The 25,471-nt window shown below is 39.1% G+C and carries 23 protein-coding genes; 6 read left to right on the top strand and 17 right to left on the bottom strand.

Annotated features, from left to right (window positions below):
* Positions 1–30: 30 nt before the first annotated feature.
* Complete coding sequence (locus AC4NPH_RS09675; RefSeq protein ID WP_098597935.1) at positions 31–1,347, bottom strand: aspartate aminotransferase family protein; 1,317 nt, start codon at positions 1,345–1,347, stop codon at positions 31–33.
* A gap of 73 nt (positions 1,348–1,420) precedes the next feature.
* Complete coding sequence (locus tag AC4NPH_RS09680; RefSeq protein WP_255286293.1) at positions 1,421–2,791, bottom strand: sigma-54 interaction domain-containing protein; 1,371 nt, start codon at positions 2,789–2,791, stop codon at positions 1,421–1,423.
* A gap of 189 nt (positions 2,792–2,980) precedes the next feature.
* Between AC4NPH_RS09680 and AC4NPH_RS09685 the strand changes: the two genes are divergently transcribed.
* From AC4NPH_RS09685 to AC4NPH_RS09700, 4 genes are all read left to right on the top strand, one after another.
* Positions 2,981–3,787: a MurR/RpiR family transcriptional regulator gene (locus AC4NPH_RS09685; protein ID WP_098598565.1), complete on the top strand. Its 807-nt coding sequence runs from the start codon at positions 2,981–2,983 to the stop codon at positions 3,785–3,787.
* 22 nt (positions 3,788–3,809) lie between these two features.
* Positions 3,810–4,637, top strand: a complete 828-nt coding sequence (locus tag AC4NPH_RS09690; protein ID WP_053486920.1) for a GNAT family N-acetyltransferase — start codon at positions 3,810–3,812, stop codon at positions 4,635–4,637.
* Positions 4,634–5,743, top strand: a complete 1,110-nt coding sequence (gene menC, locus AC4NPH_RS09695) for an o-succinylbenzoate synthase (protein WP_098597938.1) — start codon at positions 4,634–4,636, stop codon at positions 5,741–5,743. The genes AC4NPH_RS09690 and menC overlap by 4 nt, the downstream gene beginning before the upstream one ends.
* A gap of 431 nt (positions 5,744–6,174) precedes the next feature.
* The gene (locus AC4NPH_RS09700; protein ID WP_013055776.1) at positions 6,175–7,530 is read left to right on the top strand and encodes an arsenic transporter; all 1,356 of its coding nucleotides are present in this window, start codon (positions 6,175–6,177) and stop codon (positions 7,528–7,530) included.
* A gap of 528 nt (positions 7,531–8,058) precedes the next feature.
* On the opposite strand, the gene AC4NPH_RS09705 is transcribed toward AC4NPH_RS09700, so the two are convergent.
* From AC4NPH_RS09705 to AC4NPH_RS09765, 13 genes are all read right to left on the bottom strand, one after another.
* Positions 8,059–8,262, bottom strand: a complete 204-nt coding sequence (locus AC4NPH_RS09705) for an IDEAL domain-containing protein (RefSeq protein ID WP_016766443.1) — start codon at positions 8,260–8,262, stop codon at positions 8,059–8,061.
* Positions 8,263–8,311: 49 nt separating this feature from the next.
* Positions 8,312–8,479: a Fur-regulated basic protein FbpA gene (locus tag AC4NPH_RS09710; RefSeq protein WP_013055774.1), complete on the bottom strand. Its 168-nt coding sequence runs from the start codon at positions 8,477–8,479 to the stop codon at positions 8,312–8,314.
* A gap of 197 nt (positions 8,480–8,676) precedes the next feature.
* Positions 8,677–8,817: a hypothetical protein gene (locus AC4NPH_RS09715; protein WP_170959560.1), complete on the bottom strand. Its 141-nt coding sequence runs from the start codon at positions 8,815–8,817 to the stop codon at positions 8,677–8,679.
* A 134-nt stretch (positions 8,818–8,951) separates the two neighbouring features.
* Positions 8,952–9,794 (bottom strand): aldo/keto reductase, encoded by an 843-nt coding sequence (locus tag AC4NPH_RS09720; RefSeq protein WP_080518329.1) that lies wholly within the window; start codon positions 9,792–9,794, stop codon positions 8,952–8,954.
* 183 nt (positions 9,795–9,977) lie between these two features.
* Positions 9,978–13,292, bottom strand: coding sequence for an Ig-like domain-containing protein (locus AC4NPH_RS09725; RefSeq protein WP_098598566.1), 3,315 nt, complete (start codon positions 13,290–13,292; stop codon positions 9,978–9,980).
* A gap of 217 nt (positions 13,293–13,509) precedes the next feature.
* Entirely contained in the window at positions 13,510–14,385 is an 876-nt protein-coding gene (locus tag AC4NPH_RS09730) for an N-acetylmuramoyl-L-alanine amidase family protein (protein ID WP_098598567.1), read from the bottom strand.
* Between the two features lie 196 nt (positions 14,386–14,581).
* A complete protein-coding gene (locus AC4NPH_RS09735; protein WP_013055770.1) occupies positions 14,582–15,046 on the bottom strand; it encodes a C40 family peptidase in 465 nt (154 codons plus the stop codon).
* 331 nt (positions 15,047–15,377) lie between these two features.
* Complete coding sequence (locus AC4NPH_RS09740) at positions 15,378–15,557, bottom strand: YfhD family protein (protein WP_013055768.1); 180 nt, start codon at positions 15,555–15,557, stop codon at positions 15,378–15,380.
* A gap of 337 nt (positions 15,558–15,894) precedes the next feature.
* Complete coding sequence (locus AC4NPH_RS09745) at positions 15,895–17,166, bottom strand: cation:dicarboxylate symporter family transporter (protein WP_028407730.1); 1,272 nt, start codon at positions 17,164–17,166, stop codon at positions 15,895–15,897.
* Positions 17,167–17,383: 217 nt separating this feature from the next.
* Complete coding sequence (locus tag AC4NPH_RS09750; protein WP_013055765.1) at positions 17,384–18,307, bottom strand: response regulator; 924 nt, start codon at positions 18,305–18,307, stop codon at positions 17,384–17,386.
* A 1-nt stretch (position 18,308) separates the two neighbouring features.
* Positions 18,309–19,616 carry a sensor histidine kinase gene (locus AC4NPH_RS09755; RefSeq protein ID WP_013055764.1) on the bottom strand — a complete coding sequence of 436 codons (1,308 nt, stop codon included), beginning with the start codon at positions 19,614–19,616 and terminating at the stop codon, positions 18,309–18,311.
* A 578-nt stretch (positions 19,617–20,194) separates the two neighbouring features.
* Complete coding sequence (locus AC4NPH_RS09760; RefSeq protein ID WP_013055762.1) at positions 20,195–21,649, bottom strand: sodium:solute symporter family protein; 1,455 nt, start codon at positions 21,647–21,649, stop codon at positions 20,195–20,197.
* Positions 21,646–21,846 (bottom strand): DUF3311 domain-containing protein, encoded by a 201-nt coding sequence (locus AC4NPH_RS09765; protein ID WP_013055761.1) that lies wholly within the window; start codon positions 21,844–21,846, stop codon positions 21,646–21,648. The genes AC4NPH_RS09760 and AC4NPH_RS09765 overlap by 4 nt, the downstream gene beginning before the upstream one ends.
* Positions 21,847–22,047: 201 nt before the next feature.
* Between AC4NPH_RS09765 and AC4NPH_RS09770 the strand changes: the two genes are divergently transcribed.
* The gene (locus tag AC4NPH_RS09770) at positions 22,048–23,010 is read left to right on the top strand and encodes a bile acid:sodium symporter family protein (protein ID WP_013055760.1); all 963 of its coding nucleotides are present in this window, start codon (positions 22,048–22,050) and stop codon (positions 23,008–23,010) included.
* 157 nt (positions 23,011–23,167) lie between these two features.
* Here AC4NPH_RS09770 and gdh read toward each other — a convergent pair whose 3' ends face one another.
* Both gdh and AC4NPH_RS09780 read right to left on the bottom strand, forming a co-directional pair.
* A complete protein-coding gene (gdh, locus tag AC4NPH_RS09775) occupies positions 23,168–23,953 on the bottom strand; it encodes a glucose 1-dehydrogenase (RefSeq protein ID WP_013055759.1) in 786 nt (261 codons plus the stop codon).
* 62 nt (positions 23,954–24,015) lie between these two features.
* Positions 24,016–24,867 carry a RhaT/GlcU family sugar-proton symporter gene (locus tag AC4NPH_RS09780; RefSeq protein ID WP_013055758.1) on the bottom strand — a complete coding sequence of 284 codons (852 nt, stop codon included), beginning with the start codon at positions 24,865–24,867 and terminating at the stop codon, positions 24,016–24,018.
* A 289-nt stretch (positions 24,868–25,156) separates the two neighbouring features.
* On the opposite strand from AC4NPH_RS09780, the gene AC4NPH_RS09785 reads away from it, so the two are divergent.
* Positions 25,157–25,471 carry a winged helix-turn-helix transcriptional regulator gene (locus tag AC4NPH_RS09785; RefSeq protein WP_013055757.1) on the top strand — a complete coding sequence of 105 codons (315 nt, stop codon included), beginning with the start codon at positions 25,157–25,159 and terminating at the stop codon, positions 25,469–25,471.

Below are 25,471 nucleotides of genomic sequence, written 5' to 3' on the forward strand. Positions count from 1 at the left end.
TTCAGTGAAACAAAGAGCTTCCTAAAAGCTTTAGATCACGTGAAGACTTGTGATTTCTGTCAGTGCTTCGTCTAGCACGCGAAGCCCGGCGTCAATTTCTTCTTTTGTAATCGTTAAAGGAGGAATCATTCGAATCACTTCTCCGCTATTTCCGCAAAGGTAAAACAGCACGCCTTTTTCCAAACATTTGTCTAAAATCTCAAGAAGAAGACTTCCGTCACCTTGCTTTGTTTTCGGATTAATAATTTCAATTCCAATCATTAGTCCTACTGAACGAATGCTTCCGATAACTTCATGCTTCGCCTTTAAATGCTGAAGCTGATCCGCTGCATATTTCCCCATTGCTTTTGAATTTTCAATCAGCTTTTCTTCTTTTAATACGTCCAACGTCGCAAGCGCTGCTGAACAAGCAATGGGATTGCCTCCAAAAGTGGTTCCGTGTGTACCAATCGGCCACTTTTCCATTAGCTGTTTGGAAGCTACGGTAGCACTTAACGGAAGTCCTGATGCTATGCCTTTTGCGATTGCCATAATATCAGGCGTCACGTCAAACGTTTGAGCTGCAAACCACTCGCCGGTGCGTCCGAATCCTGTTTGCACTTCGTCAAAAATAAGCAGAATGCCGTGTCTGTCACACACTTCTCTTATTTTTTGCAGCCACGCTTTCGGAGGGATCACGTAGCCTCCTTCTCCAAGAACCGGCTCTACAATCATGCACGCTACTTCTTCCGGCGTGACTTGATGCTTAAACAAAGTGGCAAAATCTCTTTCCAGCTTTTCTACGCAGTAGATTTCCGGATCTTCTCCTTTTGGACACTGAGTCACATCTGCATAAGGCACTTGATACGTTAAGCCTGATGGCTGAAGAAATTTTCGGTATTTGCTTTTTGATGTTGTCACACTAAGCGCTCCGAGAGAACGGCCGTGAAAACAGCCCATAAACGAAACCGTATAAGGTCTTTGCGTAACGTACTTTGCCAGCTTTAACGCTCCTTCAATTGCTTCAGTTCCGCTGTTGGCAAAGAAAAAGCAGTCCAATCCTCTTGGCAATACTGTTTTTAATTCTTCAGCAAGCTGTAAAATAGATTCATACATAATCACACCCGACGGACCGTGCATAAGATGATCAACGCTATTTTTAATCGCTTGTACAACTTTAGGGTGACGATGACCTGTATTCGCTGTTGCAATACCTGATGTAAAATCTAAATACGTTTTTCCGTCAGCTCCGTAGTAGTAGCAGCCTTCTGCTTTTACCACGGGTAAATTAGGGTGATCTTTCGCCATGCTTGGTGCTAGTAAATCCGGTAGACTGTTCATTAACTGTGTAAGTGATGCCTGCGTCATCTGACTTCCTCCTCGCAATCTATCAAGTAATGTATTTGTACTTGTTTTACATGCAAAGAGCGTGCCAAATACGTTAAAAAACAGAATGTTTTTTTAATTTTCTAACAACTGAAGGCTGACTGATTCCAAGTGCTTCCCCTATTTCTGTTGTCGTTTTGTACTGTTTTTTTGCTTTTACTAATATCTCTTTTTCCAGCTCGTTTAATGCGTCATTAAGCTTCATTTCCCCATGTTCTTCAACGTGCTGAATCCGTTTTTTTCTATGCAGAGAATGCGGCAAATGCTCCATTGTAATCAGCGTTTGTGAAGACACAACCACGGCGTGTTCAATCACATTAATTAACTCTCGTACGTTTCCTTTCCACTCATGTGCAAGCAGTGCGTGAATAACCGCGTTATCAAACGTTCTTTTTCGGTTGTATTTCTTTTCAAACTGCTCGGCAAAATGTGTGAGCAGCGGAAAAATATCTTCGGGGCGCTCGTTCAAAGATGGAATGGTAATCGGTACGACGCTTAAACGAAAGTATAAATCTTCTCGAAACTCTTTTTCAGCAACGGCTTTTTCCAAATCTTTGTTCGTCGCTGCAATTAAGCGAAAGTCCACGGTTTTAGGCTTTCTTCCTCCAACGGAATAAAACTGTTTTTCTTGAATGAGCTTTAAGATTTTTACTTGATGCGCCGGTGACAGTTCTCCGACTTCATCTAAAAAAAGCGTACCTCCATCTGCTAATTCGACCAGTCCCACTTTTCCATTTTTAGATGCACCGGTAAAAGCACCCGCTTCGTAGCCAAACAGTTCAGCCTCAAATAAATGATCGGGAATCGCCCCGCAGTTCACTTCAATAAACGGCCCTTTGCTTCTTGTACTTTTGTAATGTATCAGCTTGGCTAAATGCGTTTTCCCTACTCCTGATTGCCCTAAAAGTAAAATATTTACGTCCACGTTCGAAACGTGAACGGCCGTACGAAGAACGTGCTGCATCTTTTCGCTGTTGCATACAATTCCTTCAGTTGATAGGTTTTGGTTTCTTAGCAGCATAAGCTCGCTCTTTACACGCTGCATTTCGCCTTCCATCGCATCAAGATATGTTTTCATTTCCATAAGCTCCGTCACATCATGAGAATAGCTGACGATTCTTTTAATCTCTCCTTTTTCATCTTTTACTGGAATGCCTGTAACGAGCACTTGCTTGCCTTGTTTAGTTGTTTGTACAAGCGTAATTTTCTTCTTTGTTTCAAGCACAATTGGCGTGACGATTGGTGTAAAAAGCCCTTGTTTTTCAAGTTCATAAACAGACTTTCCCAGCAGTTTTTCAGCTTTTACATCGTAAATGTTTCCCGTTCCTTCATGTATTCGGACAATGATGCCTTTTTCATCCGTCACAAGCAAATCATCTTTTAATGAATGAAGGATCCACTGATTTTCATTCCATTCTGAATTCATGTATGCTCCCTGCTTTCTATTCATTTTTGAATAAAATACAATTCGTTTTTGAATAACGGCATTTATTTTTGAATAATCAATTTATTATATCACGAGGACTTCTTTTTATTTTGAAACAGCAATTGAAATGAAGTTAAAAATGCATTAATATATTTTTATGAAGTTATAACTTCTTTTCTAGGAGGCTATATGAAGCAATCATTTCAAGAATTAATTAAACATAAATTCCCTAACCTTTCTCGCGGTCAAAAAAAAGTAGCTGAGTTTCTCGTTAATTTTACGGAAAAAGGCTCGCTGTACACGGCTGGGCAAATTGGCAAAGAAGCAGGTGTCAGTGAAACAACCGTTATTCGTCTAGCTTACGCACTGGGGTTAAATGGTTTTTCCGATTTGCAGGAGCTAATGCGAAAAGAATGGCTTTCTTCTGCCGAATCAAAAGAATCAGCTAGCAAGCCTGCAGCTGATTCTGCAGCGGAAGAAAAGAAACCTTTTAGTGAATGGCTTTCCCCTGTTGACGAAAAAGAATTATCTCAAGCTGTAGATGCGCTTATCAAAAGTGATCAAGTGTATATTGCAGGTTTCCGTGAATCTCATACGGCGGCTTACTGGCTGTATTATAAAATGAATCAGCTTCGCAATCATGTTCTTTTATCCTTTCCAACAGGATTTTTGCTTGAAACGCTATGCAATCTTACTAGTGAATCTGCTGTTGTTGTATTTTCACTGCCGCGCTATACAAAAGAAGCGCTCGAAGTAGCTCAGCAGGCTAAAAAACAAGGAGCGAAAGTAATTGCCATTACAGACCGCCGTTTGTCTCCGGTAGGCCAAATCGCTGATATCACGCTTTTAGCCGGAACAACCGAACATATTTTATCGCTTCTTGCCCTATCTCAAGTTGTAATTAGCAGCATGCAAAAAAGAGATGAAAAAACGGCTGGAAAACGACAAGAACACTTGGAAAAACTCTATGCCGAGCAAGGCATCTTTTTAGAATAGATAATAGAAAGGAAGTAGACAAATGACTGAAGCCTTAACGATTCGTTCACTTACAACAACCACTGAACTAGAAGAGGTACGCGCATTAGAAAGCCGCGTCTGGGGGAAAGAAGAAGCCACGCCTGTCCATCAAACCTTGACCGCTGTTAAAAATGGAGGTCTTGTTCTTGGTGCGTTTCTAAATGAAAAGCTGATTGGCTTTCAATATAGTTTTCCAGGGTTTGACGGAACGTGCGTCTATTTATGTTCTCATATATTAGCAGTTGACCCTGCCTATCGCAGCATGGGTATCGGTGCCAAGCTTAAGCATGCGCAGCGGCAAGAAAGTAAAAAAAAGGGTTATTCATATATTAGCTGGACGTATGATCCTCTAGAAAGCGCCAATGGGTATTTAAATATTGGAAAGCTTGGAGCCGTTTGTTCTACGTATATTGAAAACTGCTACGGAGACATGAACGATCCGTTAAATGCTGACTTGCCTTCTGATCGATTCGTTGTAGAATGGGCATCCGCAGAAGATACAAAACGAGCTCAGCCTCTTTATACGCCAGAACAAATAATGGACGCATCGCTCATTCAATGGACGTTAACGGATGAAGGATTTCCTTCTGTTAGAGATATTGACGAAAAACTGTTAAATGATGACGTTGTAGCTGTAGCTATTCCGTCTGCTTTTCAGCAAATGAAAGAAGCTTCTCCTTCTCTGGCATTGGACTGGCGTATGCGAACAAGACGCGTATTTCAAACGTGTTTTGCAAAAGGATTTGAAGTAACAGACTTCATGAAGCATCCAGAGAGCAGCGCACCCGTTCATTTTTATATTTTAACGAAAAAAGAGGTGCAAAAATGAACATAAAACACGTCATTTTACGGCATTTAAAAATGGATTTACTTCATCCGTTTACCACAAGTCTTGGAAAAGAAGTGGATCGAGATTTTATTTTAGTAGAAATTCAAGACGAAGACGGACGATCCGGCTGGGCTGAATCCGTAGCGTGCGCGGATCCTTTTTATAAAGAAGAAACGCTCAAAACAAACTGGCACATTATGGAGGATTTTTTAATTCCCTTGCTTCAAGAGAAAGAAATTCAGCACCCTGACGAAGTATCTCAACGCTTTGCTCATATTCGAGGCAATTACATGGCAAAAGCGGCGTTAGAAGGCGCTGTTTGGGATTTGTATGCGCGCAGGCAAATCCTCTCTCTATCTAAGGCGCTAGGAGGCAGTAAAAGTCAAATTGAAGTTGGTCTTAGCGTTGGCATTCAGCCTACGATTGACGAAACGCTTCGAAAAATTGAAGCCGGCTTGAATGAAGGATATAAGCGGATCAAAATTAAAATTAAGCCGGGCTGGGATCTTAACTTGACGCGCGCAGTTCGAAACGAGTTCCCTTCTATTCCCCTGATGGTTGATGCGAACTCTGCTTATACGCTTGCAGATGCTGATCACCTTGCTCAGCTTGATGAGTTTGATTTAATGATGATTGAACAGCCGTTGGCTCATGATGATTTAATTGATCACGCTGAACTGCAGGCCCGCATGCGCACGCCCATTTGCTTAGATGAAAGCATTCATTCAGCTGAAGACGTTCGAAAAGCTATTAAACTTGGAAGCACACAAATTATTAACATTAAAATTGGACGAGTAGGCGGACTAACAGAAGCCAAAAAAATTCATGACCTTTGTCAAACTCACGGTGTGCCCGTATGGTGCGGTGGCATGCTGGAATCGGGTATCGGACGAGCACATAATATTGCCATTACCACACTTGCTAATTTTACGCTTCCCGGAGATACGGCCGCATCATCTAAATACTGGCCGCGTGATATCGTTCATCCGGAAATCACGGTCGACAACGGTATTATTTCCGTTCCTGATACACCAGGCATCGGCTACGAACCTGATCACGATCAGATAAAAGCGCTAACTTTACACGAAAAAGTCTATACTTGCTAATCTTAAACAGACTGGAACAAAAGTATGTTAGCTGAAGGAAAATCCGAACGATGAATGGTTCGGATTTTTTTATTGATATGGTGAGCGTAGGTTTCATGTATATAGTGGCTTTTATCTGTGCAAGACGAAGACTCCTGCGGGACAAGCAGAAAGAAAAGGCTGGCATGGAAATCAACAGCAATATAAAAAGCAATGCCTACTAGCTCCTTTATCCAATTGATTTCTCTTTAGATTAGATGGGTTTAGTTATGTCCCAGCCTCTTTTTTATAGGCTCCTCTCCCGAGATGATACGTGCCTTGGCAAGATAAACAAACATATTAGCAAAAATGGTCTTATGCACAATCCTTCTAGTAATAAATGAATATAAATAGAGTGTAAGGGACATGCAAGGGTATATTCATTACAAATTTTAGAAGAAAGGAGCATACTGATGAATATTGAAATTGGAATTGCCATTTTCGTGTTTACAATGACAATGCTCGTCATTTTTTGGAGGCCAAACGGCATCAACGAAGCATGGCCGGCATCCATAGGAGCAGCCATTATCCTACTTACAGGGATTGTATCCAAATCAGACATTGTTGATATTTTCGGAAAGATAAGCGGCGCTTCTATCACCATTATTGCCACCATTGTTATGGCCGTCATATTAGAAAGTTTCGGATTCTTCCACTGGGCAGCTGCACGGCTAGTGAGTTTATCCAAAGGCTCAGGGTACCGATTATATTGGTACATTCAACTGCTTTGCTTTCTAATGACTTTACTATTTAATAATGACGGCAGTATTTTAATTACCACTCCAATTTTAATTCTACTTTTGAAAAACCTTCAGCTAAAACCCCACCAGCAGATCCCCTACCTTTTAAGTGGAGCGCTTATTGCTACCGCTTCCAGCGCGCCTATAGGTGTAAGTAATATTGTCAATTTGATTGCCTTAAAAATTGTTCATATGTCGCTTTATATGCACACGGCGATGATGTTCGTACCGGCGACACTTGGTTTATTATTTATGTCTTGGCTCATGTATACGGTCGTAAAACGCCATTTGCCAAAAAAACTGCCGCATGCTTCAAAAGATATAGAAGAGAGTTTCTTTACGAAACAGTTTCACCCCTTAAAAGGAAGCATTTCTGTTGAAACAAAACGTAAACGCACACAATTTATGCTGAAAGTTTTATTATTTGTGTTTGTTATGCGCTGTCTCCTATTTGTTGCCTCTTATTTCGGCATACCAATCGAATTGGTTGCTGTACTGGGCTCACTGATCTTACTTATTTGGAGATGGTATCACTTACGTACAAACCCAATTGATATTTTAAAGAAAACGCCGTGGCACATTTTTGTTTTTGCATTTTCGATGTACGTTATTATTTACGGACTGCATAACGTAGGCTTGACGGAGCTACTTGTAAAAGTTTGCGAACCAATTGTAAATCGAGGACTTTTTGAAGCAAGCTTTATCATGGGAGGACTTGTTTCCATTCTTTCTAACTTGTTTAATAATCACCCCGCCCTAATGGTCGGAACCATTACCTTGACTGAAATGGGGCTCGATCCTATTACTCTTAAAACCATTTATCTTGCTAATATTATTGGAAGTGATATGGGCTCGCTTTTATTGCCGATTGGAACACTGGCTTCTCTTATTTGGATGCATATTTTAAAAGAAAATCATATCAAGGTAAAATGGAAAGATTATTTAAAGGTATCACTTATCGTTATCCCGCTTACCACCATCGTTACTCTTTTCCTCCTGTTCTACTGGGTTCAGCTCATTTTTTCTTAATACTGATTTACAGGACGGATTGTACTCTTTTGAAGCTTACAGTCCGTCAGAAACAAACAAATGTCTCTCATAAAAACCAACTATATTTTTCTATTGTTTTTTTATAGATACACATTCACCCAATAAAAACATTTTTTTACATTCACTAATTATTTAGAACAATTTAAAAAGAAAATCAATAAATATATTGAATCGAATTTCCTTCATGTGATAAGATATGGTTATATTGTTACTTTAACAATACATAGAGCGAATGAATTAGAAAATATGCAGTTGCATAGAACTTTCTAAACCCCACACGCAACATTTAGAGAGTGACATTCATTTTCTCAGTAACACCCATACCTTTCTGAAAAGAGTGAGTACATTAGACTTGCTCTTTTTGTCTGTTCAGTGATAAGGTTCATTTCTTATGTGAGGCCTTCGTTTACAATAAGACAACAAAAAAACAGGTAACTAAGCATGCCGCTTCTTACCTGTTTTTATATGCTAAAATGATAAAATCAAATTCTATCGCGCGAACGCCCTCTACGAAATTGATTTTAATTCTTCAATTAATTGAAAAAATTTTTCTTTGTTTCTTTCTTCTAATGTTTGATCGACTTCACGTAAAATTTGATCTCTTCTAAAATCTCGGATAGCCTTATTTAATACCATTTTAGCAAATATAGAATCGAGGATATCCATACGGATGGGCTGCGAGTCTGTCGGGTGCTTTTCGATATAAATCAACTCCTATCCTTTCCTCTATTATAACAAATTCTAGCAATGTATCAAAATTTCATCGGGATATGCGCTGTTGTGAAATAGCTTCGTATTCTGTTTCTAGTTCTTGAAGCGTAAGCTCATATAGCTGCTTGTTTCCTTTTTTATAAACCCCTGCATCCAGCAATAAATCAATCATTGATGTTTTTTTACATTGTATGTGAGAGTAAGCTTGTTTTGTCATCGTTACACCGCCTATTTTACACTTAAAAATGAAATGATTTCTCTATCTTTCACGACCTTTCTTTATCATACGGCCCGTCCTTTAGCTTACTGTGAAGAAAATGTTAAATTTATGTAATAATGCATAAAAAGAGGCCGGGACATAACTAAATGAATCCAACCTAAAGACGAACAAATGAGATACATGAGCTGAACCGCTTATGACACCGCCGTTGATTTCCGTGCAAGGCTTCGCTTTCCGCGGGCGGGCGCTGAGCCTCCTCGTCGCTTGCGCTCCTGCTGCGGGGTCTCATCTGTCCCGCTTTTCCCGCAGGAGTCTTCGCCTTGCCCTTCAATCAACGGCTAGAAGGGACGAAACAGATGAAGCTGTATTCACCATAACAAAAAAACGAACTATTCATCAAACTTGTTGATGAATAGTTCGTTTTTCACTTGGGCTAAATTACTTTTCTCCCAGCCTCTTAGTTCTTCTATTAAAAATCAAAATTGTCCGGATCTGGACCTACCCGGTGATTTTGATTTAATCCATCAATTTTGCTTACGTCTTCAGCATCCAATTCAAAATCAAATAACGATGAATTTTCAACAATACGATGTTCTTTTGTCGATTTTGGAATCGTTACAACTCCGTTTTGCAGATCCCATCGCAGAATAATTTGAGCCACTGATTTACCGTGTTTTTCAGCAATTCCTTTTAACACATCGTTATCTAGCAATTCTCCTTGCATAAGCGGAGACCATGCTTCTAGCTGAATATCATGCTTTTGACAAAAAGCATGCAGCTCTTTTTGTGTCAAACGAGGATGATACTCCACTTGGTTAATAACAGGCTTAACATCTCCATCTTTCATTAAGTCTTCTAAATGATGAATTTGAAAATTACTTACGCCCACAGCTCTTACTTTTTCTTCTTTATAAAGCATTTCTAATGCTTTCCACGCTGCTTTATACTTACCTTCTACCGGCCAGTGAATTAAGTATAGATCTAAATATTCTAAGCCAAGCTTTTGTAAGCTTGTTTCGTAAGCAGCCAGCGTCTCTTCATAGCCTAAATCTGCGTTCCAAACTTTTGATGTAACAAAAATGTCTTCGCGTGAAAGACCTGCTTCTTTCAGACCTTGGCGAATTCCTTCTCCTACACCTTCTTCATTTCCATAAATAGCTGCCGTATCAATGCTGCGATAGCCTTTGACGATAGCTGTTTTCACCGCGTTCACTAATTCAGGCCCTTCTTCTACTTTAAATACACCTAGTCCAAGCCAAGGCATTTTGACTCCGTTGTGAAGTGTTACTGTATCTTGCAAATGATTACTCATTATAAAAAACCCCCTGCTAATTTCTTTACATTTGTTATTATGAAACAGAAAAAAAGAAAAAGATAGAACCCACTTTAAAGTAAGTTAGGCACTTCAAAGTTCTAAGGTAACTTTTTAGTAACCTTCTATCCCACTTAAAAATCACTAAAAAAAGAATCCTCCGCAGAGAATTCTTTTTTGTTTTTATTTAACGTTTATATTGACTGCTGAACTTGTATTTCCAGCGGCATCTTTTGCCGTCACAGCCAGCTTTACGCCTGATTTTTGTTTTGGGATAGTTACTTTAAACTGTCCTTTGCCATCTGCTTTGCCCGATGCGATCAGCTTTGTACCGCTTTTAATCGTAATCACGGCATTTGCTTCTGTTTTTCCAGAGATAAAGGTGGACAAAGACGTAACGGCATTCACTGCCGGAGGTGCCGGCGGGGTTGTGTCTTGCACTTTTACAATTTTATACGGGCTGTATCCTACTTTATTTTGCAGCACGGCCGTTACTTCTGTTCCTGCTTTTTGAGCAGGAATTTTTACGCTGAACTTGCCGTTTCCATCAATTTTTCCGCTCGCAATAATCTTTCCGCCTGCTTTAATATAAATAGAAGCATTTTTTTCTCCTGTTCCCGTTACGGCTGTACTTTTTTCAGTAAGCGTATTAACGGTTGGAAGCGCTGGTTTTGTCTGCGCGGCACTGACCGTTACAAACGTGTTGGAGCTGTAGTTATTGGCTGCATCTTTTGCAATAACAGCTAATTTTGTAGAAGCAGGCTGCTTTGGAATGGTGATGCTGAACGTTCCATCCGATTTTGCATTTCCTTTGCCAATTACTTTTTTGTCAATTTTCACATGCACTTCTGCGCCGGCTTCTGTGCTTCCCGTTACGACTGTATCTTGATTGCTTACAGCGTTTACTTTTGGTGTAACGGGTGCTGTTTTATCCTGCACGGTTACGGTTACAACTGGACTTACGCCCGCTGTGTTTCCAGCCGTTACAGACAGTTTGCTTCCTGCTTTTTGTTTTGCAATCGAGATGCTGTATGTTCCTTTGGCATCCGCTTTACCAGCTGCAAGCTGAAGACTTCCGTTTTTAATGATAACGGTCGCATTTGCTTCTGCTGTACCCGTAACGGCTGTACTTCGATCACTCACTTCATTAACTGTCGGTTTTACCGGAGCTTTTTGCTTTGCTGTAACGATTACAGTCGATGCAGAGCTGTTATTTCCTGCTGCATCTTTTGCTTGTACGCTTAGCTTTGTATTCGCTTTTTGCAGAGAAATGGCAACAGAAAACGCTCCGTTTGCACCTGCTTTAGCCGTTCCCACAGTTGTTGTTCCCACTTTTACAGTAACCGTCGCATTTGCTTCTGCTGTACCTGTAACTTTTGTATCTTGATCACTTACTGCGTTTACTTTTGGCGCAGCTGGTGCCGTTTTATCCTGTACGGTTACCGCAGTGGCTGAACTTGTTCCACCTGCATTTTGAGCTGTTACAGACAGCGTGCTTCCTGCTTCTTGTTTCGCAATTGAGATGCTGTAATTTCCTTTAGCATCTGCATTGCCTGCTGCAAGCTGAAGACTTCCGTTTTTAACGATGACCGTCGCATTTGCTTCAGCCGTTCCTTTAAGCATTGTGTCTTGATCACTTACTGCATTTACTTTTGGTGCAAGCGGTGCTTTTAACGTAGATTTAACCGCAAAAGAAGGAGCTTGACTTTCGTTTCCTGCTTTATCTTTTGCACTTACCGCTATTGTTGTTCCACCTATTTGTACTGGAATTGAAACAGTAAATGTACCGTTACCATCCGCTACTGCAGAGAACATTGCATCGCCCGCTTTTACCGTCACGGCGGCGTTTGCTTCTGTTACGCCTGTTACGGTCGTATCTTGTTCACTTACTTCATCTACAATTGGAACAGAAGGCGGCGTTTGATCCGTTACGGTCACTACTGTGGCCGTGCTTTCATTTTCAGCTGCATCTTTAGAGGTTACCGATACTTTTGTATCTGCTGGCTGCTTGACAATCGTAATTGCAAATTTTCCAGCTTCGTCAGCAAGACCCGTTCCAATTACTTCATTTTCCACTTTTGCAATAACAGAAGCATTTGGTTCTGTCACGCCCGTAAGTGATGTTTGGTTGTCTCCTAGTGTATTAACTGAAGGTGCATCAGGCGCAACCATATCTTTCGGTGCTTCTTGCTCCTGCTCTTTTCGCGGATATTTAGTTGTATAAAAACTTAAAAGAGTTGTTGTTGGATAATAAAAATCTAAAATTTCACGATAGTCTTTTCCTACGCTTGCCATTTTTTGAGCACCGTATTGACTCATCCCAACACCGTGTCCATTTCCTTTACCATTAAAAGTTGTTGATGTGCTTGTTTCATTTGTTTCCGTTACAAGCAGACTAAGCATCGCACGGCTGTTTAACATCGATTTTAGCTTCGTCGATGTTAAATCTGTTAATTCCAAATGATGAACCACTAGTTTTTGCGAACTGTCTACATCTCCTTTAACGAGGTAGTCCACTGTAATCGCACCTTTAGTCACACGGCCTCCTGATGAAGGAGCATAAAAACTCACCTTTGGAATAGACGTAATTTTAATGGTTTTACCAGGATGCTTATTGGCTACTAACCATGACTTCAAATTATCCGTAACGGTTTTATCTTTTTCAGAAACCGTATTCCACCAAGCGCTATAGTTAGCTAAATCTTTTCCTGTTAAATCAATTTGCGTTTTTTGAATAGCTAACGTCCACGGCGTCTGCTTATCGTATGGATCTTCTTTCACCGGGAAATAAGAAAGCTGAGTTCCTCCCCAAGCATTACTGTTTGATTCGGTTCTCCCACCGTTGCTTGATGAGAAAACGGCGTTGATTAATTTATTGTTGTATGTGACTACTTGTCCAAATGTCTCATCTACTGCTTTGTTTGTGCTGTCGTACCACGTATAGCCACCGTATACTTGATAGCTTACCGTGTCATTGATTACTTTTCCTGCATAGCTCATTGCGTATGTTCTCGCTGCTACTGCCTGAGTTTTTAAGGCTTGCAGGTTCCAAGATGTATAGACTTCATTTGGCACAACGCCTTTTAAATAGTCTTCAATCGGCAGCGTATTAACAGGTCTGACGTACGTTCCTTTTTCATTTGTAAACGCAACGTCTCCTAAGTACTGTCTGCCATTAATAGATATGGGATTTTTATAAAGAGACGGTGTAATTTCAAAGCTTGTAAAATCACCTAAGATAGTGCTTCCTTGTTTTAGAGTGACACCTTGAGTTGTTGCCGTTACCGTATACTCTGTATTTGCCTTTAAGACCAAATCCGAGTTTTTAATAGTGTATAAATAAGACGGCTTAATTGTAATTGCATGCTGATCTCCTAAATAGTTTACTAATTTTACAGACACAACTGGTTCTACCGTTTCAGCTTTCACGCTAGCAAGCGGCGTGAATTGAAACAGCAGTACGCTTAGTACTAAAGCAAATGCCGTTAACTTTCTCATCTTGTTCCCCCATTTTCATGTACTGTCTAACGCATTTTAATATCCTTCGTTATATCGACACAGTTCTATAAAAATTAAAGCATTTTACCTAGTTTTCTTTTCTGCTCGTCCGTTTTTTTGTCGAAAAAATGCTTTTTTATATCATATGAACGACAAAAAAAACGTGTGACATAAATCAATTGATTTAGTCACACGCTTTTATAGGTCTTTTCACCTTTTATTTTTTCATTTCTTCATATGCCGCTATACCATCTGCAATATGATTCATCAGCTTTGTAAGGTAAGACTGATCAGACAGGTTCCGGTCTTCTTCTGGATTCGTCATATACCCCAGTTCAACTAGCGTTACGGGTACAGTCGACCAGTTAAATCCTGAAAGATCACTGCGATAGCGAATGCCGTCTGCTTCGACAAACTGATCTTTTTTCACCTCTGTCAGAATAGCCTGAGATGCCTGCAGACTGCTTTGATAAATAGACTTTGTATACGAATTATCTTCTGCAGGAGTAAGCACAGAAAATCCTTTTACAGAAGCATTTCCAGAACCATCTGCATGTATACGTATGTGCAGATCAGCTTTTGAATTGTTCGCAAGCTCCGCTCGTTCCCGGTTGCTGATATCTACATTATCAGAACTACGAGTAAGCTTTACGGTGATGCCTTTTTCTTCGAGCAGCTGTTTTAATATCATAGAAGCTTCCAACGTTAGCTTGTATTCCGGCTTCTTGGTCACAACGCCTGATGTGCCTCCGGAAACTTTTATTTTCGTTTCTGCTGATCCCGGTCCGATTGGCTCCTTTTCTAGATTAGCCTGGGATTGATGACCAGGGTCAATGTAGACTAAAAAAGGAGGAGGATCCGCTTTTTCAGGCATGTTGTTTTTTACATTTTTCAATTCATTATCTGCTTCATGAGGCTGTACTCCTCGGAACTGTGAGATGGGCTGCTTCACTCTTTCTCCCTGCGCATGAGCTTTTGGTACAATCCCGCTAACGACGGCTTTCTCTGTTTGACCTTTCATCATAAAGAAAAATGAGAGTACTGCTACTATTGCAACAATACCTATTCCATAACTCCATACTAAGCGCTTCATCTTCGCTCACCAAACTTTCGAATAGAGTGGGATATTCCTTATGTTAAAGTACAAAATGTGTTAACGTTATTATCTCATAGAATATGGATTTTTTTGTATAAAACGTTAAAAAATAATATCGGCAATATGTTATGTATATGCAAACAAAAACAACACTACATAATGTAGTGTTGTTTTTCAAAAAAATGACGGATGGTTAAATCCGTTTTGCACCAATATAACGTGCTTTCCAGTAGCTGTTGCTAAGAGATGTAATCGTCACGCCTTTAGACGTAGAAGCTTGAAGAAACTGATTATTTCCTAAGTACACGCCTACATGTGAAGGACCTTTTTTATACGTTTGAAAGAAAACCAAATCTCCTTTTTGAAGCTTTGCTTTTGAAACGCTTGTCCCTACTCGATACATTTGTTCCGTTGTGCGCGGAAGTGTTTTTCCAGCCTTTTTGAAAATGTATTGAATAAATCCTGAGCAGTCAAAACCTTTTGTTGTTGTACCTCCCCATTTATAAGGAACACCAATTAATTTTTTACCAGTAGCAATAGCCGTGTCCTTGTATGAATATGACGCTGCTTCTACTGTTTGAGCAGGTGCAATAAACGGACTGGCTCCACTAAATAAGACTGCCGCTGCCGTTATAGACCCAATGATGGCTTTTTTCATTTTTTTCCTCCATTATGTAACCGAACGTTACGTTTCTATGAACTTATTTTTCAATATGTTCGGTTTAATTATAATGAAAAAAGCCTCAAAAACTATTACGCTATGATTAAATAATGTTACAAAATGGTTACTGAGGTATTTTTATCTTGCGGTATATATAGAAGAGATTGAGACATACCGAAATCAACCGCTAGAAGCAACTACATACCCGAAACCTACGTTTACCATCATCACAAAAAAATCCGAACGAGTTGGATTCTCCATCAAGAATCTCCATTCATCGTTCGGATTTCCCTTCAATTAAAACACTTTTGTCCAACCTCTTTTTCTCTTACTTTTCTTTTTGCTGTTTCAAAATTAAGTCCTGTTTCGCTTTAGCATCGTGATGCTGCGCTAACTCACGTGAAAATTCTTCATTTGCTTGATCCGGAGCAATTTTTAACTCTTTTGGTGTTTGAGGCAGTGACCCTTTGTTATTATGTGATGATTTGTGATTATTTGCTCTTCCCATGTTGAGACCTCCTTGTATCAATCATTTGTTTTTTATCTTTAGTTACTATTCCCAATTTTTCAAAGCAAATTCAAACGAAAAAAGATTGAGACATAACTAAATAAATTCCATCTAAAGCCGAATAAATTGGATAAATGAGCTGGTATGGATCACTTGTTGCACGGCCGTTGATTTCCATACAAGATTTCGCTTTCCGCAGGAGTCTTTGCCTTACTCTCCAATCAACAACTAGAAGCAACTGCACAGATAAAATCTACATCAACATGAAAAAAATCCGAACGAATAATCGTTCGGATCTTTCTTCAACTACAATGCTTTTGTCCCAGACTCTTTGTTGTTACGATACTTTTTTTGTTACTTCGTTAATATAAGCTTCCTTGTCTTTATCATTAAATTGACCTTCCCACTTCGAAATGACAATCGCACCAAGTGAGTTTCCAATTACGTTTACCGCTGTACGTCCCATATCTAACAAACGGTCGATTCCAGCGATAAAAGCAAGCCCTTCTACCGGAAGTCCTACAGATCCAAGCGTTGCAAGCAGTACAACAAACGATACGCCCGGAACTCCTGCAATTCCTTTAGATGTAACCATTAAAATTAATATCAGTGAAATTTGCTGTGTGATGCTCATATCAATACCGTACATTTGCGCGATAAAAATCGCAGCAAGCGCTTGATAAAGAGTAGATCCGTCTAAGTTAAACGAATATCCCGTCGGAATAACAAAAGATGTAATGGCTTTAGGACATCCAAACTTTTCCATTTTTGCAATAATACGCGGCAATACTGTTTCTGAACTTGCAGTTGAAAATGCCAGTAGCAGCTCATCTTTTAGCACTTTTAATAAGTGGAAGATGTTAACGCCTGCCCATTTAGCTACAAGTCCTAGTACAACTAATACAAAGAAAATCATTGTGCCGTAAGCAACAATTACAAGCTTACTAAGCGGAATCAGAGACGCTAGTCCAAATTTTGATACGGTTACACCGATTAATGCAAATACGCCAAACGGTGCAAACTTCATAACTAAATTCGTTACCCAAAACATCGCTTCTGCCGTGCCTTCAAAGAACCTTAAAACCGGCTTGCCTTTTTCGCCGATTGATGCAATTCCAAGTCCAAATAGGACCGAGAAGAAAATAATTGGCAGCATATCGCCTGCAGCAATTGACTCAAATACATTCGTTGGAACGATGTGAACAAATGTTTCTACAAATCCTTTTTGCTCTGTAGCTTCTGCCGTTGATGTGTAGCTGCTGATATCTGATTTTTCAAGACCGCTGCGGTCCACACCAGTACCAGGGTGAAGCAAGTTAGCTGCTAATAAGCCTACAACAATGGCAACCGTTGTAATGATTTCAAAGTAAAGAATTGTTTTTCCGCCTAATTTACCAAGCTTCTTAATATCACCAACACCCGCAACGCCCACAATGATACTAGATATAACAATCGGCACCACGATCATTTTAATTAAATGAATGAATACGTCTCCAATTGGCTGGAGCACCTCAACTGCTTTAGGATTTCCGTAAAAAATAGCCCCTACAATAATACCTGCAATCAAACCAATTAGAATTTGTCCTGCTAATCCAAGCTTTTTGAACATATCTTTGCACCTTCCTTCTTTTTTCTAACAGCTTGAAGCTGTTTATTTGCACTTAATGTATTCAACAGATACAATTCCATTAAGAACTGTTTATTAAGTAGTTCTTTTATTCATAAGATTACATTATCACAGGCATCACAAAATCTAACAAAAACCTACTGAAACTAACAAAAAAGTTTTTAGAAAATTACAAAATGAAAACGCTGTAGTTTTTTTACTACAGCGTTTGTTTGACTTCATAATAGAGCATTTGGATAAATTTTTTTACGTTTATACGACTCGGAGTACTGCTTTTTCCCGTACCTTTTTCTATATCTCTCATGCGCTGATGCACCATTGAAAAATCGAAAAACTTAGAAGCATAATTTTCAAATTTAGGATTAAAGAAGTCAACCATACCAAGAGAGGTCAAATGATTTAAAGACTGATAAATGGCTCTTCTTACTCGCTGCTCGGCTGCTTTCATTTCTTTTTGCAACACGTCTTCTGAAAAAGATGAACCAAGCTTTCTCACAGTAATTTTCTCAAATATTTCTTTGAGAGACGGAAAATGCTGTTCATACATCGTGCTTTTTTCCGTTTGATGCAAGTAATTGATGATTTCAATCAAATCTTTACTTCCGCTTTCTCCTAAAATACCAAGTTCTCTTAAAAGAAACCTGCACGCTTCTGCCGGATCGCTTTCTTTTTTACCAAAAGAAGGCGTTTTTTGCTGATTTCCTACATTAAGTACGGTATTTAACGATTCTTGAATTTTCTCCATTGATTGTTGAACATGAATTCGTTCAATTACTTTTTGAATGACCATGAGCACTTCCATACGATTGAGCGGTTTTGTAATATAGTATTCAATGCCAAGCGAGTAGGCTTTTCCAATCAAATCTTTCGTTTCTACTTGTGACATCATAATAATTTTCCCTTTAAAACTACCCTTTATTTTGCGCACGGTTTCGATTCCATCTTGAATGGGCATTAACAAATCGATAAATAAAATATCGATCTGTTGCAATAGAGAAAACTGATCGTTTAACACAATCCCGTCTTCTGCTTCTCCTATAACCTCCCCTAGATCATTATCTTCAATGATTTCAGCTAACATTGAACGAAAGACTTCGTCATCATCTATAATATAAAATCGCATATTAGTCCTTATCCCCCATTAACGTAGAAATAGGTAAATCTATAGCAAATTGAACACCGGGGCTTGGAGACAGATTAATAAACTGAATATTCCCTCCCAGCTGCTCGGTCATTTGCTTAACGTAGACAAGCCCAAGACCCGTAGAAGGTGTCCCGTCCTTTGCGTATTTGGATGTAAATCCCGCTTTAAAAATGAGATGTTCATGCCTTTTTTTCACGCCGGGACCGCTGTCTCTCACATACAGTAAGATTCGGTCTTCTTCTCGGCATACGTCGATAATAATCGTCCCTTCTTTTTCAATTGCTTCAACTGCATTCGTTACTAAGTTGTTAATTAATGACAAAAATAAGTACACGTGATAGCGAGAGTGTTCTCCTAGAATCGAATATGAAAAATGAATATCTTTTGCTAACATCGCCGCATATTTTTCATTGCTGCGCATGACGATTTGAAGCAGACTTTCGATTTCCATATACTCAGAAAATTCTTCTTTTGTAATGACCTTGGACAGTCCTGCTGATATCCGCTGATTGTCTTTTTTAATATCATGTACTTCTCCTGCAATTTGTAATGCTTTTTGGCTAAATTCGTGCAGCGAAGTAAGCTGCTCTATATTCGCTTCGTGTAATTCTTCATATAAATCATACGACTTTTTCGTAATTCTCTCAGCGTCCTGCAGCGTTTTTTTCAAATGAATGGATTCCTCATATAAATTTGAAAGCACAACAAGCAGCTGATCATTTTTTTGAGAGATTTGTCGTTCTCTCAGCTGCCCTTCGTAAAGTTTGATCATGCTAAACAGACATAAAACAAAGAAACTTCGAAAGACGCCTACAATAAAAATTTGCATGAACTCCGGAAACACAATATGATGATGAACCATTACATACATAAAAAACAATTCCATTCCGCCTGAAACCGTTTCGATGATGATGCTCCATATGCCAATAATCCACGGCTTTGAATGAAAATCGTTAATTTTAAACCAAGAAAAAGCAATTGCATAAACGAGATAATAGACCCCTGCTGAACACCTGATCTGCAACGAATGAATAAAATCAAATGATTCGTAGCTATACCAATCAAGCCACATCCGAAAACCCACTATAGCACCAGCAACTAAAATACCTGGTATAACAGGAGAAACTCTTCTTAAAAGCAGCAGTGAAAAGAAAAAAATGGGCACAGCAAAGCTAACTCTATACGTATCATGAAAAGGATAATATTTAAGCTCTCCTGCTAGCGGCACAACGACTATCATCACCAGAATGAGTAAAACATCTTTTTTTACTACCGTATCAACTTTCATCGTTCACTTCCTGCACTTTTTGAACATAAGTATATAGTTTAGCAATCTAAAAGACAATCGCTCTTCCCCATATTTTTTTGCATTCCTACTTCCATTTATAAATATAGCCCATATATAAACGGTTATTTATTCTCTTTCATTATTCTCTGTAGTTTTTTAGATTTTCTTGTTTTATTTTGTAATTTTTGTTGTATAGTAGAAGTACCTTTTAAAATGTGAGGCTGTATCACAACTATTCAATTATTATTACATCACCTGATAGCTACACTAAAAAGGAAAACTATTATTTTATAGGGGGAGCTTATTTTACAATGTGGATCATTACCGTTTACTCGAAAAACCAAAGTCCGACTATGTTTGAATTTGAATCAGAGGTAGAGGCGAAAAAGACATTTCAGGAGATTAAAGGGTGTAAGATCCTATCGGAAGTTATTTACTATAACGACCGAGTTCCCGCTTTAGCGTAAATCAGTTGATGTAGGACATTTTGCAAATTATCGGTTAAAAGCCACATAAAGAGCCAAAGGATAATTATATTCCTTTGGCTCTTTGCTGTTTGATCAAAAAAACAGCGCTTCTTATGCAGAAACGCTGTTTTTCTTCGTGAGCATACTGACTGCCCACATTACTATAAAGTTGACAAGCAGCGCAATAAATCCGACGTTGATATCTTTCATTTGCTGAGGCAGTGATGGAAATAACGTACCAATAGTAGATCCGCTGATTGTAATATAGGCTACTACAATAATTCCAGCAACAATCCCCCACGCTGCTCCTTGTTTCGTTACAAAGTTATTTTTCTTCAAGCTGAAAAGCAGAGATGGAAACAGCTGTGTCATTAGGCTATAGCCCATTAAAATAATTGTTGACAGCGTCGTTCCTCCGTTTAGCGTAAAGTAAACGGAAATGAGAGCCACAACCGGTACAAAACTTTTCGCTAAACGAGCAATACGCGCTTCGCTTGCTTGAGGCGCAAACGGTTTGTATATGTTTTTAGCCAGCAGCGTTGACGCACTCATTAACAGCATCGACCCCGGCACAAGCGCTGTCAGCAAACCCGCTCCTCCTATAATTCCAATAAACCAAGGATCAAAGGTTTGGATTGAGATCCGTAATAGCGCAAGATCCACGTCTCCTCCGCTTAAACCAGGAACTTTTAAAATAGCTGCAAATCCAACAAAAAATACAAAGAGCAGCATCAGCGTATAAAGAGGACTAATGATTGCATTTTTACGAAATACCTTTGCATTTTTCGCTGTATAGCTTGAACTAAACACCTGCGGCCACATATAAAAACCAAGTACTAGTAAAATAACGGTCGAAATAAACCACGTGACGCTTAATCCTTGCTCAGGAAACTTTAAAAACCCTGGCTTCGCTGTATTCACCGCTTCAAACATCGGACCGTATCCTCCGTAATAATGAAAAGGTAAATAAATGCCTAAAAATCCAATCACAGCAAGCATCATAATGTCTTTAATAACGGCCGTCCACGCAGAACCATGGATACCGGATATCATAACATACAGCGTTAAACTGATAGCTCCCATCCAAATGGCTGCCGGCATTGAAATGGCGCCGTATGATGCCTGTGATACAATAATCCCCAATCCTTTTAACTGCACAACAATAACAGGAATGACAGCAATCACTCCTACAGCAGCTACAAGCACACCAAGATAAGGGCTTTTATATTTGCTTACAAAAAAATCAGGCTGCGAAACGAGCTTATGATCTCTTGCATACTTCCAAATAACAGGAAGAAGCCAGTATGATAAGACATATGATAAGCTAATATAAATTAAGACATAAAGTGCAGGAGCTCCTTTTCCATAAGCCCATCCGCTTCCGCCTAGAAACGAAAACGTTGTATAGATTTCTCCGGCCATCAGCACAAACACTAAAACAGCCCCGAAACCGCGTCCGCCTACCGTCCACTGCTCCAAGTTCATATCCTTGCCTTTGGTTGATCGTATGCCAAGAAAAATAGCTGCCACTAAAAATAATAAAATAATAATAAGTGCACTATTCATTCTTCTTCCCCTTCCCGATTTCTGGGATCAAGCTTGTACATAACCCCTAAAATAATGGACGTAAGCACCACCCATATCACCATCCAAAACATATTGAACGGCATACCGAGAACAAATGGAGTCACTCGATTAACAAAAGGGAGAAAACCTAATATGCCTACGAACGGAAGGACAGACAAAATATAGATAAATTTCATGACTAAACTCCTCCGACTTTCTAAAACTAACTTCTTTATATTACCACATATTCTGTGTATTCAATGAAGGAATGCTTGCATTTAAACTGAAATAATCTCCAAAAGATAAAATATTCTGTACTATTTTACAAAAATACTGTTTTCATTTTTCTGAATAAATAGTATAATTTCTTCTTATAGTTCGCAGGAGGTATCGTACAGATGAAAACAATAGAGAAAATCAGTACATTTGCAGGAAAAACGTTTACGCTTTGGGTTATTTTAATTTCCGTTATTGCCTACTCATTCCCAGAGCACTTTGTATGGATTGGAAAGTACATCGTTCCGCTCTTAGGAATTGTCATGTTTGGAATGGGATTAACGCTGTCAGCGTCTGATTTCAGTGAAGTATTTCGAAGACCGAAAGAAGTAGCACTAGGCGTGGTGGGACATTTTATCATTATGCCGCTTCTTGCATTCGGTTTGGCGATTGGCTTAGATTTACCAAAAGAAATAGCAGTGGGCGTTATTTTAGTAGGCTGCTGTCCAAGCGGCACATCATCAAACGTAATGGTCTTTTTGGCTCGAGGAAACGTTGCGCTCGCAGTTGCTATCGCTTCTGTTTCAACCATTTTAGCACCGATTGTTACACCGCTTCTTATTTTATTATTTGCAAGCAAGTGGGTCGATATTGATATCATGTCTCTTATTATTTCCATTATACAAGTTGTCATCATTCCGCTTGCTCTTGGATTTACTATCAAAAAGTTTTTTGGAAAAGCTGCAGAAGCAAGTTCCAAAGCCCTTCCCCTTGTTTCAGTAGTCGCGATTGTCTTGATTGTATCCGCCGTTGTGGCAGGAAGCCAAGCACAGCTTGCTAAAACAGGCGGTATCATTTTTGCCGTAGTTGTTCTTCACAACATTCTTGGTTTCACAATCGGCTTCTTCTTTGCCCGCTTATGCGGAATGGATCTAGCCAAACAAAAAGCAGTGGCAATGGAAGTTGGCATGCAAAACTCAGGGCTCGGCGTCACTATCGCTTCCACTCACTTTTCGCCACTAGCCGCTGTCCCAAGCGCCATCTTCAGCGTCTGGCACAACATCTCAGGCTCAGTGCTAGCCTTTATCTTTAGCAAACTAAAAGACAAAAACCAGCCTTCTTCTAACAAAAAAATGGCTGGCTAATACAATAAAACTTATAAGGGAAGTACAAAAAGCTTTTAAAAGGTTTTACCTAGGAGAATTTCACCACCCCAGAAAGGGGGGGTGAAATTCTCTTAGGTATAGAAAAAAGACATGGCAATTTTGCCATGTCTCTTTTTTCTACATCGATTAAAAACTATTAGCCTCTTCCTGCTTGGAAAGAAGGATATTTTGTCATACCGCCATCCGCAAATAATGTAATACCTGTTACATAGCTTGCTTGTGATGATGCTAAGAATGCTGCAACTGCTGCTACTTCTTCTGGTTTACCGATGTAACCCATTGGAATCATGCTTTCTACGTCTGCACGTTGTACAGGATCTGCAAATTTCTCTGCGTTAATTGGTGTGTTCATCGCACCTGGTCCAATGTTATTTACGCGGATACCTTTTGGCGCATATTCAAGAGCTAATGTTTCCGTCATTAGTTTCATACCGCCTTTACTTGCTGCGTAGTGAACAAATAATGGCCAAGGAATCATTTCGTGAACGCTAGACATGTTAATAACGTTTCCTTTAATGTCGTTTTCAACGAAATATTTAATTGCTTCACGGCTTCCTAAGAATGCACCTGTTAAGTTTGTATCAATAACTTTGTTCCAGTTATCTAGAGATAGCTCATGAGAAGGAACTGGGTTTTCAACACCAGCATTATTAATCATAACGTCTAATGTACCAAATTCTTTAATAGCTGTTTGAACAAGATTTACAACGTCTTCTTCTTTTGTTACGTCGCCTTGAACGATGATTGCTTGTCCGCCTGCTTCTTCTACTTCTTTTTTCGCATCTAAAGCTTCTTCTTCATTGTTGTAATAGTTAATAACAACTTTTGCTTCTTCTTGACCGAAACGAACAGCCATTGCGCGTCCTAAACCTGTTGATCCACCTGTAATTACAACTACTTTATCTTTTAAATCTGTATACATAATAAAATCCTCCTAGTGTTTTCATTTATTCATACATACTATCATTAACTTTTACGTAAACGTTAACTTTTAGCCATTCCGAGGAATACGCCACCTAAAATGATGAGCACAATACCAATCGTAATCGAAATAAGCTGGCGCTTTGTTTTCTTTTCTCCTAATAAGAAGATACCGCCAAGCGTTGAAATAACAATTCCCATTTGTGATAATGAGAAGCTTGTTGCAACCCCTACTTTAGGTTGAGAAATAAATAAGAACATATTACCAGCTGCCCAAATCAGCCCTGGAATAATGTTGCGAATTGCGTATTTATTAAACGGTTTGTGTTTATAAGTAAGTATAAGTCCCCCAATTAACATACCAATAGCTTGTGGGAATAGCGCCGACCATCCGTCTACATTAAATAAACGAGCGACAACTACATACACTAAGTATCCAATTGTTGAAATAACAAGGGTAATAATCCCTTTTTTGAATTGTCCAGATTGCTCTGGGTTTTTTTCGCTTTCTAGTGATGTTAACACAATACCAATAACAATAAAGATAAGAGCTAACACGCCTAAAATAACGGTTGTTGTTGTTGACCACTCGTGAAATACGATAACACCAAACAATGATGTCGTCACAAGCTGCATACCAGTTGAAATTGGCATGGTTTTTGAAACACCAATATAATCAATCGTTTTCAACTGATTACTTTGCCCAACTGCCCAAAATAATCCTGAAACGATTCCGACAATAAAAATAAGCGGCGTCAACACTGGATGAACTACGAAGTAAATAACGGCTGAAAAGATCAGCGCACCAATTGTAGTCCCAAGCGTTTGACTGTAAGGACCTCCGCCCAATTTAACGTTGAACAGGACAATACTTCCCCAGAAAATCGCAGGAAGAATAGCCAAAAGGATATCCATTTGATACTAACCTTCTTTCTCAAACTCTTGATGTAATTGTAAATTTAAAGTACCTTTTATTTAACTAGGTAACTTTATGTAACCAATCTTAGACCTTTTTTCTTGATACGTCAATAATAATATGTCGATTCTGTGACTTTTTTTAAAAACTTTACAATACAGCGTTTCCAAGCTACTGAAAGTTTTGAAAATAAAAAAAGATAGCCTTTTCATTATCCAAATGCTAGTATATAATAACATTATAAGAGTTACTTTTAATATCCTATATACGATAAAGTAGGTGACATCAATGAATGAATTTGATGAGTTATGTCCAAAAGTGTGGAAAACGTTTGATATAATAGGAAAAAGATGGAATGGGTTAATTATTTATGTCCTGATGAGCGGTCCTAAACGCTTTAGTGAAATTCACAGCAGCATTCCCTCTTTAAGTAAACGAATGTTAACCGAACGAATGAAAGAGTTAGAAGAAGAAGGAATTGTGATCCGGCACGTTATTCCTGAACGTCCCGTTCGCATTGAATATATCTTAACCAAAAAAGGATCAGAGCTTGGTATGATCTTAGGGCCCGTCAGTAAGTGGGCAAAAACATGGATAAAATAA

This window comes from Priestia sp. MDV22-iso46, assembly GCF_058629175.1.

Bases quoted from the DNA above. Each gene is read 5' to 3' on its own strand.
- AC4NPH_RS09675 (WP_098597935.1), bottom strand. From the start codon at position 1,347: ATGACGCAGGCATCACTTACACAGTTAATGAACAGTCTACCGGATTTA.
- AC4NPH_RS09680 (WP_255286293.1), bottom strand. From the start codon at position 2,791: ATGAATTCAGAATGGAATGAAAATCAGTGGATCCTTCATTCATTAAAA.
- AC4NPH_RS09685 (WP_098598565.1), top strand. From the start codon at position 2,981: ATGAAGCAATCATTTCAAGAATTAATTAAACATAAATTCCCTAACCTT.
- AC4NPH_RS09690 (WP_053486920.1), top strand. From the start codon at position 3,810: ATGACTGAAGCCTTAACGATTCGTTCACTTACAACAACCACTGAACTA.
- menC (WP_098597938.1), top strand. From the start codon at position 4,634: ATGAACATAAAACACGTCATTTTACGGCATTTAAAAATGGATTTACTT.
- AC4NPH_RS09700 (WP_013055776.1), top strand. From the start codon at position 6,175: ATGAATATTGAAATTGGAATTGCCATTTTCGTGTTTACAATGACAATG.
- AC4NPH_RS09710 (WP_013055774.1), bottom strand. From the start codon at position 8,479: ATGACAAAACAAGCTTACTCTCACATACAATGTAAAAAAACATCAATG.
- AC4NPH_RS09720 (WP_080518329.1), bottom strand. From the start codon at position 9,794: ATGAGTAATCATTTGCAAGATACAGTAACACTTCACAACGGAGTCAAA.
- AC4NPH_RS09725 (WP_098598566.1), bottom strand. From the start codon at position 13,292: ATGAGAAAGTTAACGGCATTTGCTTTAGTACTAAGCGTACTGCTGTTT.
- AC4NPH_RS09730 (WP_098598567.1), bottom strand. From the start codon at position 14,385: ATGAAGCGCTTAGTATGGAGTTATGGAATAGGTATTGTTGCAATAGTA.
- AC4NPH_RS09735 (WP_013055770.1), bottom strand. From the start codon at position 15,046: ATGAAAAAAGCCATCATTGGGTCTATAACGGCAGCGGCAGTCTTATTT.
- AC4NPH_RS09740 (WP_013055768.1), bottom strand. From the start codon at position 15,557: ATGGGAAGAGCAAATAATCACAAATCATCACATAATAACAAAGGGTCA.
- AC4NPH_RS09745 (WP_028407730.1), bottom strand. From the start codon at position 17,166: ATGTTCAAAAAGCTTGGATTAGCAGGACAAATTCTAATTGGTTTGATT.
- AC4NPH_RS09750 (WP_013055765.1), bottom strand. From the start codon at position 18,307: ATGCGATTTTATATTATAGATGATGACGAAGTCTTTCGTTCAATGTTA.
- AC4NPH_RS09755 (WP_013055764.1), bottom strand. From the start codon at position 19,616: ATGAAAGTTGATACGGTAGTAAAAAAAGATGTTTTACTCATTCTGGTG.
- AC4NPH_RS09760 (WP_013055762.1), bottom strand. From the start codon at position 21,649: ATGAATAGTGCACTTATTATTATTTTATTATTTTTAGTGGCAGCTATT.
- AC4NPH_RS09765 (WP_013055761.1), bottom strand. From the start codon at position 21,846: ATGAAATTTATCTATATTTTGTCTGTCCTTCCGTTCGTAGGCATATTA.
- AC4NPH_RS09770 (WP_013055760.1), top strand. From the start codon at position 22,048: ATGAAAACAATAGAGAAAATCAGTACATTTGCAGGAAAAACGTTTACG.
- gdh (WP_013055759.1), bottom strand. From the start codon at position 23,953: ATGTATACAGATTTAAAAGATAAAGTAGTTGTAATTACAGGTGGATCA.
- AC4NPH_RS09780 (WP_013055758.1), bottom strand. From the start codon at position 24,867: ATGGATATCCTTTTGGCTATTCTTCCTGCGATTTTCTGGGGAAGTATT.
- AC4NPH_RS09785 (WP_013055757.1), top strand. From the start codon at position 25,157: ATGAATGAATTTGATGAGTTATGTCCAAAAGTGTGGAAAACGTTTGAT.